An 11,807-nucleotide genomic window follows, 5' to 3' on the forward strand; every position below is an offset into this window, starting at 1 on the left:
TTATGCATTACGAAAAAATCACGACAGAAATCCTGGAAAAATTAAAGGCCATCGTCGGCCCGAAGAACGTCGTCACCGACGCCGATGCCATGCAGCCTTACTCCCATGACGAAGTGACCGATCCGGCTTATCACCACATGCCGGAAGCCGTCGTCTTTGCCGAAACGGCACAGCAGGTCAGTGCCATCATCAAATTGGCCAACGCCTGCCACTTCCCTGTCGTCCCCCGCGGGGCCGGCACAGGCCTGGCTTGCGGGGCTGTCCCGGAATACGGCGGCCTCGTCTTGTCACTGGAAAAGATGAATAAGATCCTGGAAATCAATGAAAACGGACTCTATGCCGTCGTCGAACCGGGCGTGCGCACGTCAGACCTGCAGGAAGCAGCCGAAAAGAAAGGCCTCTTCTATGCCGGCGACCCGTGCAGCGGCGATTCATGCTTCATCGGCGGCAACATCGCCACCAACGCCGGTGGCAATAGGGCTGTCAAATACGGGACGACGCGCCACCAGGTCTACAGCGTAGAAGTCGTCAATCCGACAGGGCGCATCGTCAACCTCGGCGCGCGGCTGCAGAAACAGTCGACAGGCTATTCCCTGGACCAGCTGGTCATCGGCTCGGAAGGGACCCTGGGCATCATCACCAAGGCCACGCTGAAACTCCTGCCCAAGCCGAAATACGCCTTGGATCTGCTGGCCATCTTCGACGACCGCCGCCAGGCCATGGGCGTCGTCACCAAGATCATCAAAGCCGGCATCACGCCGACGTGCGTTGAATTTATGGACAACATCACCATCAAGTCCGTCGAAAAGTACCTCAATGAAAACCTCCAGGGCAGCGACAACGGCAACTACGTCATCGTCGAAGTCGAAGGGACCAGCGAAGACGACCTGGACGACAAAGCCGTCGTCCTCGACGAAGTCTGCACGGAAAATGGCGCTTCGTCAGTTCTCGTCGCCGACCACAACAAGATTTGGCAGGCCCGCAAGGCCTTTGCCGAAGCCGTCCGTGCCGAAAGCCTCATCGTCTGCAAAGAAGACGTCGTCGTCCCTGTCGACCAGGAAGCAGCCCTCCTCGATGAAATCCTTCGCCTGGCCCAGAAATATAACTTGGTCACCCGCATCGCCAGCCATGCCGGCGACGGCAATATCCACTTGAACATCCTCAAGAACGAAGATGCCACCTATGAAGACTGGGACCAGCGGGTCAAGGCCAACCAGCAGGAACTGTACAAGTTCATCTATGCCCACGGCGGCCGCCTGTCCGGCGAACACGGCATCGGCTATAAGCGCAAGCACTTGATGGAGGAATTTACCGATCCTGGCGAACTGGAAATGATGAAAGCCATCAAGAAGGCCCTCGATCCCAACGACATCCTCAACCCGGGGAAAATCTTCGACGTCGAGTAACTTGCAAAAATAGCGGCTACCGTGTATAATACATAACAGAACTGAATAAGACATATATCTTCAGGGCAGGGTGAAATTCCCGATCGGCGGTATAGTCCGCGAACGCTACGGCGTAGGAGCCACTGGCTCGTGATTTGGTGCAATTCCAAAACCGACAGTATAGTCTGGATGGAAGAAGATGTGGCGTGCTGCGCTTGCAGCCTGCCTTTCCTTGCATGTCAAAGCCCTGTGCCACTGGCCAGGGCTTTTTTGATACCATTCATAAAACTGATAAACAGACTTTAAGGAGGTCTTTATTTTGACTACAGAAAAACGTAAATTCAACACCATCGAAGAAGCACTGGAAGAATTGCAGGCCGGCCATATCATCATCGTCACCGATGACCCGGACCGCGAAAACGAAGGCGACTTCATCTGCGCCGCCCAGTACTGCACGACGGAAAACATGAACTTCATGGCCAGCCACGGCAAGGGCCTGATCTGCATGCCTATGAGCATCGAATATGCCCATAAACTCGGCCTGCCCCAGATGGTCAGTGAAAATACAGACAACCATGAAACAGCCTTCACCGTTTCCATCGACCACGTCGACACGACGACGGGCATTTCCGCTGTCGAACGCGCCCTGACGGCCCGCAAATGTGTCGAAGAATCGGCTCGTCCCGAAGATTTCCGCCGTCCTGGCCACAACTTCCCGCTCATCGCCAAACGCGGAGGCGTCCTGACCCGCAATGGCCACACAGAAGCCACGGTCGACCTCATGCGCCTGGCAGGGCTCAAACAAGTCGGCCTGTGCTGCGAAATCATGGCCGATGACGGCACGATGATGCGCACGCCGGACCTCTGGAAAATCGCCGATAAATACGGCCTGAAATTCATCACCATCCACGACCTCCAGAACTACTGCCGCCGCCACGACAAACACGTCATCCGCGAAGCCGTCGCCAAGATGCCGACGAAGTTCGGCGAATTCAAGATCTACGGCTACATCAACGACCTGACCGGCGAACACCACGTCGCCCTGGTCAAAGGCGAAATCGGCGATGGCAAGAACCTCTTGTGCCGTGTCCACTCCGAATGCCTCACAGGCGACGTCTTCGGCTCCCGCCGCTGCGACTGCGGCGAACAGCTGGCATCTGCCCTGACGCAGATCAACGCCGAAGGCCGGGGCATCCTCCTCTACATGCGCCAGGAAGGCCGCGGCATCGGCCTCATCAATAAACTCAAGGCCTATGTCCTCCAGGAACAGGGCTACGACACGGTCGAAGCCAATGAAAAACTCGGCTTCGCACCGGACCTTCGTGAATACTGGATTGGTGCCCAGATTCTCCAGGACATGGGCGCCAAAGAAATCCGCCTGCTCACGAACAACCCGGAAAAAGTCTACGGCCTCGAAGGCTTCGGAGTCGAAATCGTAGAACGGGTCCCCATTGAAATGAAACCGCAGAAATTCGACGAATTTTACTTGGAAACGAAAAAGAATAAAATGGGCCACATCCTCCCCCATCTGCATTAAGAGCGAGGAAAAAAGGCGCTGTCCCATGAAGACAGCGCCTTTTTTAGTGGTTCGTGGTTCGTGGCTTTCCTTATAGGAGAGCTGTCAGCGAAGCTGACTGAGAGGTTGCTCTTTCAGCATGTGGTTCGAAGTTTGCAGAGCTTGCCACGTGCAAGCCTCTACAGATGTGACGCCTCGGGAATTTCTACAAACTCCGTACTACAAACTATAAAGTAAAAGGAACCTAGCATGATGGCAGAAACCTTCATACAACACACTCTCCTATTGCAGCAAAGTGAATTTATCCTTTCGGTAATCGATGAGGCCTTCTTTCTTCATCTTGCTCAGTTCGGCCGATAAGGCGCTGCGGTCTACGGAAAGGAAGTCGGCCATCTGCTGGCGGTTGAAGGGCAGGCTGAACGTGGCCTTGCCTTTCTTGCGGGCCAGGTCGGACAAATAGAGGACGATTTTCTGGCGCGTCGACCGCTGGGTCAGGTAGCGTATCTTTTCGGTCAGGAGACGGTTCTTTTCGGCCATCATGGCCAGGAGGTTGCTCATGAAGCGGGCCTGGGCTGGCGTCAGCACCTGGCCGGCATGGAGGACGTTATCGACGTGGACCTGCATGATGACCGTATCCGACGCGGCCACGACGTCGACCGTAGCCAGTGACTCAGGCAGACAGGCAAAGGCTTCGCCAAAGAAGAAGCCCGCCGGGATCTGGGACAGGATATTGCGATTGCCCCAGTAATCTTCCTGGATGATATGGACGGCGCCGTCCAGGACCAATCCGATATAGGGGACAGTATCGCCGGAATAAAAGAGAAATTCCCCTTTCTGATACTTTTTTTTGCGCACCTTCAAGTGCTCCAGGAGCGGCAGGACATCGGCTTCAGTAATACCACAAAAAAGCGGTGATTTTTTGATAAGGGAAAGATAGGGTTCCATTGGAAAACCTCCCGAAAAAAGATAATAGTTGGAAAAACAACAGCTTATTCCTCCTCCATGAGATATACTGAGACCATAAAAGGTCCAAGATTATTGATTCATCATCACTGCGGAGGAAACTATGATACGTAAAATTATACAGATTGATTCAGAAAAATGCAATGGCTGCGGCGCCTGCGCCACGGCCTGTCACGAAGGAGCCATCGCCATGGTCGACGGTAAAGCCCGTCTCATGCGCGACGACTACTGCGACGGCTTAGGCGACTGCCTGCCTCACTGCCCGACAAATGCCATCACCTTTATCGAACGCGAAGCCGTCGCCTACGACGAAGAAGCCGTCAAGAAGCATATGGCCGCCCAGGGAAGGGTCTACCGTGGCCGCTGCCCGGGCAGCCAGGCACGCAGCCTCGAACCGGCAGAAACAGTCCCGGCAGGCACGCCCGACATGCCATCGCGCCTGAGCCAGTGGCCGGTCCAGCTGAAGCTGGTCCCGCCCCATGCGCCTTACTTCAACGGCGCCAGCCTGCTCATCGCCGCCGACTGCACGGCCTATGCCTACGCCCGTTTCCATGAAGACTTCATCAAAGGGCGCATCACCCTCATCGGCTGTCCCAAACTCGACGACATCGACTACGCCGAAAAATTGACAGAAATCATCCGTCAGAACGATATCCAGGACCTCACACTGGTCCGCATGGAAGTCCCGTGCTGCGGCGGGCTGGAAATGGCCGCCAAAAGAGCCCTCCAGCAAAGCGGCAAGGCGATTCCCATGAACGTATACACCATCAGTTTGGATGGGAAAATAAAGGCATAGGAAAAGGAGCTGCCCTTGTAAGGCAGCTCCTTTCCGTGGTCCGTTTGGCGTGGTTCGTTTACTGAAGAAATCCCACATTTAGCGACAAACGAGCCACGACCCACGGCAAACGAAAAAGCTGTCCGCAAGGACAGCTTTTTTCATTTTACACGTTCCATTCTTCTTTGAGTGTCGACAGGCACATGAAGGTCTGCGACGAGGCGACGGTCGGGATTTCGTTCAGGACCTGCATGAGGAAGTGTTCCAGGTCATCTGGCGTCTTGACCAGGACTTTCAATAAGTAGTCAAAGGCGCCGACGACGTGATGGCATTCCAATACTTCCGGGTACTGGACGATTTTCGAGCGAAATTCTTCGACATCGCCAGACCGTTCGAGGTTGACCATGATGAAAGCCGTCACGTTATAGCCGGTCTTGCGGCGGCTTATCTTGGCACCGTAGCCTTCAATGATGCCGTTGTGTTCCATCTTGCGGATACGTTCGGCAACAGCCGGGATGGACAGGCCGACGACCTTGCTGATTTCCGTAGCCGAAGCCTTGCCATTGTGTTTGAGTATCGTTAAAATTTTGTCATCAATATGATCCATATGTAGATACTACCCTCCATAGTTCTTAAATTTTACATATCTATTATCTTACAAACGAATGAAAAAGTAAATAGACTTAAAGATATTAATTTTTCTTCTGCTATACTTTTTACTTCTATGGAGTCGGGTTTATTCTGAAAAATGAAAATCACCGTTCAGATCGGAAAAATTATCCTTGAATCCCTGAGTCATATAGACGGCATTATCAGTGCCCGTGATTTCACAGTCGACGCCTTCCATGCTGTTCACCAGCTCCATCCCTTTCTGCGGCCCCAGGACGAAGACGATGGTCGTCATCATGTCGCTGAGCATGCCGGCATGGGGTACCGATCCGTCGATGATGATGGAATCGCTCATGACGCCGGACCGGGCCGGATAACCCGTGCGAGGATCGAAGATGTGGTGGTAGCGGACGCCATCCTGGATGAAATAGCGTTCGTAGTCGCCTGACGTGGACAGGGCCTGGTTCTCGATGGATACGATGCCCAGGAAAGCCTTATCATCGTCAGACCGGGGATGCTTGATGCCGATGCGCCAGGGCTTGCCTTTACTCGTCTTGCCGACGGCATACATCGAGCTGGCGCCGAGATTGATGAGACCGCTTTCAATGTGGTGCTTTTCATAGATCTTACGGATTTCGTCGACCGCATAGCCTTTGGCGACACCGCCCAAGTCGATGGCCATACCTGCTTTCGCCAGCATGACGCTGTGGTCTTCCGGCCGCAGGAGGATGTCCTTATAGTTGACCTTCATCAAGGCCCGGGAAATCTCATCGGCTGAGGGTACGTGCTGGTCGTCATTGCCGATGCGCCACAAATTGGTCATGACGCCGACCGTGATGTCCCATTCGCCCTGGCTCTTGGCAGAATAATCCTTGGCATATTCAATCATTTCATAAACAGCCGGGTCGACCTGGACGTATTCCCTGCCGGCAGCCGCATTGATACGGCTCACATCGCTGTCTTCATTCTGTCCGGCCAGTTTATCCAGCTGATCCAGGCGGTCGAAACCTTCGTCGACTGCTTCTTTGGCTTCTTTCCCCGACGCCCGCAGGGACACCGTCGTATCCATGGCGACACCGCTCCTATCAAAAGAAGACTCCGGATGCAGAGTGCATCCGGAGCAACTTAAAACGATGAGGAACGCCATGGTGAGAAGAACCCATACATACCGTTTCTTATCCATGTATTAACCTACGTTTTCTTCTTTCTTGAAAGAACCTTTGATCATTTCGTTGATGGCACCGGTCGGGCACTTGGTCAGGCAGGTTGCATTGTCACAGTTGTGGCAGATGTCCTGGTTGACGACAGCCAGATGGTCGATGATCTTGATAGCTCCTTCTTCCTGGTGCGAGCAGTTACGCATGCAGGAACCGCAGCCGAGGCACAGGGCCTTGCAGTTCTTCATAGCCGGAGCGCCGAAATCTTTGGAGCTGCAGCTGATGCTGACTTTGGCACTGACCGGCAGGAGTTCGATGACGTGGTTCGGGCAAACAGAAGCGCATTTGCCGCAGCCCGTGCAGAGCGTCTTGTTGACGACAGGCAGGCCATTTTCACCCATGCTCATAGCGCCGAACGGGCAGGCACGCGTGCAGTTGCCGAAGCCAAGACAGCCGAACTTACAGAATTTCGGCCCCTGCTGGACGATTTTAGCAGCCGCGCAGTCATGAATACCTTTGTATTCATAAGCCAGTTTGGCAATGCCATTGCCGCCGCGGCATTTGATGTGAGCATATTTCGGTTCCGTAGCTTCAGCGACTTTGCCCGTCAATTTAGCGACGACAGCAGCGACTTCAGCTTTACCAGGAACACAGAGGTTAGGCGGAACGTTCGGGTCGAGGACGACGGCTTCCGCATATTTTGCACAACCGGCGAAACCGCAGGCACCGCACTGGCCCTGAGGAAGTGCTTCTTTTACTTCGCCGATGAGCGGGTTTTCTTCCATGGCAAACTTCTTATCAGCACTTGCAAGGATAAAGCCGAAGACGATACCGATGCAGGCCATGATAACGACGGCCATGATTGCAATGAACGAGTAATCCATAATTTAATTCCAACTCCTTTGCCTTAAATCATACCGGAGAAGCCGAGGAATGCCAGGGACATCATGCCGGCGATGATGAAAGCGATCGGTGTGCCTTTCATAGCATGAGGAACATCGGCATAGTCCAATTTTTCACGGCAGCTTGCCATGAGAATCAGAGCCAGGGCGAAACCGAGGCCTGCGCCAACGGCGAAGACGATGTTTTCCAGGAAGTTATAACCGCTGGTGACACTGATGACCGGGACGGACAATACGATACAGTTCGTAGCGATCAGCATGAGGTAAATGCCCCACATGTTATACAATGTCGGCGATTCTTTCTTGATGACGATTTCCAGTAACTGTACGAAACTTGCGATCAAGATAACGAAGGAAATCGTCCGCAAGAAGGTCAGGTTAAGCGGTACGAGGACCCAGTTGTAAAGGCACCATGCCAGGATAGTACTCAAAGTGATGACGGCAGTGACGGCGAAGCCCATGCCGACAGAGGCGTTCAGGTTCTTGGAAACGCCGAAGAAGATACACAAACCGAGGAACTTGGTCAATACGAAGTTGTTAATCAAGACAGCCCCGATGAACAGCGTAAAGTATTCCATTATCCTTCACTCCCTTTCAGTTGTCTCTGTCTTTCAACATGTTCATTCCAGATCTTGAAGCCGGCCATGATGAAACCGATGAGCATGAAGGCTCCAGGCGGCAATGCCATGATCAGAGCAGGCTGATAGGACGGACCGAAGACTTCCATGCCAAAGAAAGTACCGTTGCCGAGGATTTCACGGACGAAGGAAATCATGAACATAGCAATGGTGAAGCCAATGCCCATGCCCATGCCGTCGAGGAAGGAAACGACGACGCCGTTTTTCGATGCAACCGATTCAGCACGAGCCAGGATGATAGCAAATACGACAACCAAGTCGAGGTATACGCCCAAGGCTTTGTACAGATCCGGAGCATAGGCCTGTAAGAACAGCTGTACGCAGGTTACGATGGTAGCGATACAGGTGATGTAAACAGGGATACGGACTTTTTTGTTGATCAACTTGTGGATGATGGAAACGACTGTGTTGTTAGCCGTGATAACGAACCATACTGTGCAGCCCATGGTCAGACCATTGATGACGCTTGTCGTGACGGCAAGGCCAGGGCACAGGCTCAGGGCCAGGACGAAGTACGGGTTTTCTTCAATAATGCCTCTAGTAAATACTTTCCAAAGATTCATTATTATTTACCCCCTAACTGTGCTGCTTTTTCAACAGCCTGCTTAACGCCCAAAGTGAAAGCACGGGAAGAAATGGTAGCACCGGTCATGGCCTGGATCTTATCCTTTACGCCATGGTCTTTAGTGACTTCCAGGTTTTCCAGTTTCTTGCCTTTGAACTGATCTTTAAACGGAGATTTAGCACCTCTGTCACCGAGGCCCGGAGTTTCGTTGGCTTCGAGGACCGTGTAGTCCAGGACTTTGCCGTCCATGGAAACAGCCGTCAGCATCTTGATGGGGCCGCCGTAGCCTTTCGGAGCCGTCGGAATGATATAAGCAACTTTTTTGCCGCCCTGTTCAGCGATGAAGGTATCTTTTTCGCCCTGGACGGGAACGAATTTTTCAGCCTGCGGAACGAGTGATTTCATGGAATCCTGTTTCATCTGTTCTGCTTTAGCCGTAGCGGTCGGGCCGGTAATGAAGAAGACAGCGCCGATGATACAGCCGGAAACCAGGCAGGTGAGGACAAGGTTCATCGCAACCTTGAAGATCCCGCTTTCGTTTTTGTCTGCCATTTTATTTAGCCCCCTTTTTTACTGCGCCAAAGACGGTCGGTTTGACCAGACGGTCGATGAGCGGAGTCAAGGTATTCATGAGCAAGATGGAGTAGCAAACCCCTTCAGGATAGCCGCCGAGTGTACGGATGAGGACCGTAATGAGGCCGCAGCCCAGAGCGAAGATCATCTGGCCTTTGAGGGTAATCGGAGCGGTGACCATATCGGTTGCCATGAAGAAAGCACCGATGATGAGGCCGCCAGCCATCATTTCAAAGAGTGCAACGTTGGCACTGCCATAGATGGCACCCATGAGGATACCGACAGTAGCGATCATGATGACCGGAACCTGCCAGTTGATGTAACCTTTGTAGATCAGCCACAAACCGCCGAGGATGAGGAGGACCGTAGAGGTTTCACCGAGGGAGCCGTTGCGGAACCCGAAGAACAGGCTCTGATAAATGGTGCCCCAATCGTTCGTGCCGAAGAGATTGAAGAGAGCGTCTGTGCCGCCGTGTTTGAAGACGTTCAGCGGCGTAGCACCAGCGACACCGTCGACGACGGTCCCGTTGAGCTGGGTCCAGGTCGTCATGGCAATCGGCCAGGAAACCATCAAGCCAGCACGGCCGACGTGAGCCGGGTTGAAGATGTTGTAGCCAAGGCCGCCCATGGCCTGTTTACAAACGACGATTGCCAGGAAGGAACCGACGATGCTCATCCACCAGGGAAGGCTCGGCGGGCAGCACATAGCCAGGAGAAGGCCCGTGATGACGGCAGAACCATCTGTGATGGTGACGCGTTTGTGCATCAGTTTTTCCCATAAAAATTCGAATACAACTGCCGAGACAATTGCGACGATGATATTGACGAGAGCATTAACACCGAAATAGTAGACGCCGAACGCAGCAGCCGGTACAAGGGCGGCGACGACATTCCACATGATTTTAGGAATGGTTTCGTTACAGCGAACATGCGGTGAAGATGCTACGGTAAGTTTAAATTCCTGCATGTCTTTAGCATCCTTTCCATTTGTTTGTCCTTTAGCTTCTGGACTCATGATATCCCTTCTTCCAATTAGTTCTTGGCTTTCTGTGCTTCAGCTTTAGCCTGCGCTGCGCGCTGGATAGCTTTGCACTGGCCTTTCGCATTGCGGATATACTGGACAATGTTACGTTTTGCCGGGCAGGTGTAGACACAGCTGCCACATTCGACACAGTTCATGACGCCGTATTCCATGCATTTATCCCATGCCTGGCAGGACGAGAAGATGCTGAGCTGGCTCGGAATGAGGCCCATCGGACATGCTTCTACGCAGCGGCCGCAGCGGATGCACGGAGATTCTTCGCCGACCTGGCATTTTTCCGGAGAGAGAGCCAGGATACCGGAAGCCCCTTTGGTGATTGGTACATCGAGCTGATACTGGGCCAGCCCCATCATCGGGCCGCCGGCGATCAGGCGATCCGGCTGTTTGGAGAAGCCGCCGCAGTAATCGATGGCTTCCTGGAAAGTCGTGCCAATGCGGAGACGGAGGTTCTTCGGTTCTTTGATGCAGTCACCGGTGACGGTCGTAAGACGTTCGATGAAGGGGATGCCCTGACAGACAGCATCGGTGATGGCAATGACCGTACCGACGTTGCTGACGACGCAGCCGACGTTCATAGGAAGTCCGCCCGGTTCGACCTGACGGCCTGTGCAGGCTTCGATCATCATCTTTTCAGCGCCCTGAGGGTACTTCGTCTTGCAAGCGAGAACAGTAACTTCAGGAATATCTTTGAAAGCTTCGGTCAGGTTCTGGATGGCTTCGGGCTTGTTGTCTTCGATGCCGATGAATGCTTTCTTGACGCCGAGGACTTTCATGCAGATCTGGACGCCCGTGACGAGTTTGTCCGTCGTTTCCTTTTCAACCATGGCGCGATAGTCGCAGGTCAGGTACGGTTCACATTCAGCACCGTTGACGATGAACGTATCGACCGGTTTGTTCGGAGCCAGTTTGACATGAGCCGGGAAGGTAGCACCGCCGCAGCCGACGACGCCGGCCTTCTTGATGAGTTCCAAGATTTCCTTGCTGTCGAGCTGTTTCCAGTCGTGAGCCTGAGGAATCCCTTCTGCCCATTCATCTTTGCCATCTGCTTCGATGACGACAGCCATGCACTTAACCATCATGTTGTGCGGCATAGGCGCAACTTTGATGACTTTGCCGGACGTAGATGCATGGATGTCGGCATGCAAGAATGCGTCACTCGTCCCGATAAGCTGGCCTTTCTTGACCAGGTCACCGACTTTGACGGTCGGCGTACAAGGCGCACCAAAGTGCTGGCTCATGGGAATGACGACTTGAGCCGGTACTGCCGGGGTTTCTATGGCTTTGTCTTTTGCATAGATCTTGCCATCGTCAGGATGGACCCCACCTCTTTTAAAGGTATTCAACATCAAAAATCACCTCATTATTATATAATGAAAAATAATAAAAACATGAATCATGCTTTCAATCGCTTACATTATATCATTATGTAGCATATTATTCAATGTGAAAATCAGAGCAAAGTTACACATTTAACTCATTTTTATGACCTGCCAGGCGAAGGAAAAAGAAGTCAAAAAAGGTCCAGATACAAAGAGATACTACAGTTTACATTTTCGTATACATTACCTGTTTTGTATACTATAAAGGGCCGTTTTATCTCATTTTACAAGGATGCATAATAACATAAAATAGTTTATTTTTCTTTTCACAGTAACTAACTTTTATCGTATTTTGCCGAAATA

The 11,807-nt window shown here is 52.6% G+C and carries 12 protein-coding genes and 1 riboswitch; of the genes, 3 read left to right on the forward strand and 9 right to left on the reverse strand.

The window, feature by feature from the left end; genetic code table 11:
- Positions 1 to 2: 2 nt before the first annotated feature.
- Together NOS26_RS02050 and NOS26_RS02055 are read left to right on the forward strand one after the other, a co-directional pair.
- Positions 3 to 1,406, forward strand: coding sequence for an FAD-binding oxidoreductase (locus NOS26_RS02050; RefSeq protein WP_014015113.1), 1,404 nt, complete (start codon positions 3 to 5; stop codon positions 1,404 to 1,406).
- 52 nt (positions 1,407 to 1,458) lie between these two features.
- A riboswitch (FMN riboswitch) is annotated at positions 1,459 to 1,590 on the forward strand.
- Between the two features lie 114 nt (positions 1,591 to 1,704).
- A complete protein-coding gene (locus NOS26_RS02055) occupies positions 1,705 to 2,922 on the forward strand; it encodes a bifunctional 3,4-dihydroxy-2-butanone-4-phosphate synthase/GTP cyclohydrolase II (protein ID WP_255917206.1) in 1,218 nt (405 codons plus the stop codon).
- Positions 2,923 to 3,183: 261 nt separating this feature from the next.
- On the opposite strand, the gene NOS26_RS02060 is transcribed toward NOS26_RS02055, so the two are convergent.
- Positions 3,184 to 3,846 carry a Crp/Fnr family transcriptional regulator gene (locus tag NOS26_RS02060; protein ID WP_014015115.1) on the reverse strand — a complete coding sequence of 221 codons (663 nt, stop codon included), beginning with the start codon at positions 3,844 to 3,846 and terminating at the stop codon, positions 3,184 to 3,186.
- A 121-nt stretch (positions 3,847 to 3,967) separates the two neighbouring features.
- On the opposite strand from NOS26_RS02060, the gene NOS26_RS02065 reads away from it, so the two are divergent.
- Entirely contained in the window at positions 3,968 to 4,660 is a 693-nt protein-coding gene (locus tag NOS26_RS02065) for an ATP-binding protein (protein WP_036202286.1), read from the forward strand.
- 145 nt (positions 4,661 to 4,805) lie between these two features.
- Here NOS26_RS02065 and NOS26_RS02070 read toward each other — a convergent pair whose 3' ends face one another.
- From NOS26_RS02070 to rsxC, 8 genes are all read right to left on the reverse strand, one after another.
- Positions 4,806 to 5,246: an Lrp/AsnC family transcriptional regulator gene (locus NOS26_RS02070; protein ID WP_014015117.1), complete on the reverse strand. Its 441-nt coding sequence runs from the start codon at positions 5,244 to 5,246 to the stop codon at positions 4,806 to 4,808.
- 129 nt (positions 5,247 to 5,375) lie between these two features.
- Positions 5,376 to 6,317, reverse strand: coding sequence for an FAD:protein FMN transferase (locus NOS26_RS02075; protein WP_014015118.1), 942 nt, complete (start codon positions 6,315 to 6,317; stop codon positions 5,376 to 5,378).
- A gap of 117 nt (positions 6,318 to 6,434) precedes the next feature.
- A complete protein-coding gene (rnfB, locus tag NOS26_RS02080; RefSeq protein ID WP_022497725.1) occupies positions 6,435 to 7,289 on the reverse strand; it encodes an RnfABCDGE type electron transport complex subunit B in 855 nt (284 codons plus the stop codon).
- A 23-nt stretch (positions 7,290 to 7,312) separates the two neighbouring features.
- Positions 7,313 to 7,885 carry an electron transport complex protein RnfA gene (locus NOS26_RS02085; RefSeq protein ID WP_014015121.1) on the reverse strand — a complete coding sequence of 191 codons (573 nt, stop codon included), beginning with the start codon at positions 7,883 to 7,885 and terminating at the stop codon, positions 7,313 to 7,315.
- The gene (gene rsxE / locus NOS26_RS02090) at positions 7,885 to 8,508 is read right to left on the reverse strand and encodes an electron transport complex subunit RsxE (protein ID WP_014015122.1); all 624 of its coding nucleotides are present in this window, start codon (positions 8,506 to 8,508) and stop codon (positions 7,885 to 7,887) included. The genes NOS26_RS02085 and rsxE overlap by 1 nt, the downstream gene beginning before the upstream one ends.
- Before the next feature lie 2 nt (positions 8,509 to 8,510).
- The gene (locus tag NOS26_RS02095) at positions 8,511 to 9,062 is read right to left on the reverse strand and encodes an RnfABCDGE type electron transport complex subunit G (RefSeq protein WP_014015123.1); all 552 of its coding nucleotides are present in this window, start codon (positions 9,060 to 9,062) and stop codon (positions 8,511 to 8,513) included.
- 1 nt (position 9,063) lies between these two features.
- Positions 9,064 to 10,098 carry an RnfABCDGE type electron transport complex subunit D gene (locus tag NOS26_RS02100; protein WP_014015124.1) on the reverse strand — a complete coding sequence of 345 codons (1,035 nt, stop codon included), beginning with the start codon at positions 10,096 to 10,098 and terminating at the stop codon, positions 9,064 to 9,066.
- Between the two features lie 17 nt (positions 10,099 to 10,115).
- A complete protein-coding gene (gene rsxC / locus NOS26_RS02105; RefSeq protein WP_014015125.1) occupies positions 10,116 to 11,471 on the reverse strand; it encodes an electron transport complex subunit RsxC in 1,356 nt (451 codons plus the stop codon).
- Positions 11,472 to 11,807: the final 336 nt, after the last annotated feature.

The sequence above is a fragment of the Megasphaera sp. SC8-1 genome (assembly GCF_024436295.1).
GTDB classification, from domain to species: domain Bacteria; phylum Bacillota; class Negativicutes; order Veillonellales; family Megasphaeraceae; genus Megasphaera; species Megasphaera elsdenii.

Bases quoted from the DNA above. Each gene is read 5' to 3' on its own strand.
- NOS26_RS02095 (WP_014015123.1), bottom strand. From the start codon at position 9,062: ATGGCAGACAAAAACGAAAGCGGGATCTTCAAGGTTGCGATGAACCTT.
- NOS26_RS02085 (WP_014015121.1), bottom strand. From the start codon at position 7,885: ATGGAATACTTTACGCTGTTCATCGGGGCTGTCTTGATTAACAACTTC.
- rnfB (WP_022497725.1), bottom strand. From the start codon at position 7,289: ATGGATTACTCGTTCATTGCAATCATGGCCGTCGTTATCATGGCCTGC.
- NOS26_RS02070 (WP_014015117.1), bottom strand. From the start codon at position 5,246: ATGGATCATATTGATGACAAAATTTTAACGATACTCAAACACAATGGC.
- NOS26_RS02100 (WP_014015124.1), bottom strand. From the start codon at position 10,098: ATGAGTCCAGAAGCTAAAGGACAAACAAATGGAAAGGATGCTAAAGAC.
- rsxE (WP_014015122.1), bottom strand. From the start codon at position 8,508: ATGAATCTTTGGAAAGTATTTACTAGAGGCATTATTGAAGAAAACCCG.
- rsxC (WP_014015125.1), bottom strand. From the start codon at position 11,471: ATGTTGAATACCTTTAAAAGAGGTGGGGTCCATCCTGACGATGGCAAG.
- NOS26_RS02075 (WP_014015118.1), bottom strand. From the start codon at position 6,317: ATGGATACGACGGTGTCCCTGCGGGCGTCGGGGAAAGAAGCCAAAGAA.
- NOS26_RS02060 (WP_014015115.1), bottom strand. From the start codon at position 3,846: ATGGAACCCTATCTTTCCCTTATCAAAAAATCACCGCTTTTTTGTGGT.
- NOS26_RS02050 (WP_014015113.1), top strand. From the start codon at position 3: ATGCATTACGAAAAAATCACGACAGAAATCCTGGAAAAATTAAAGGCC.
- NOS26_RS02065 (WP_036202286.1), top strand. From the start codon at position 3,968: ATGATACGTAAAATTATACAGATTGATTCAGAAAAATGCAATGGCTGC.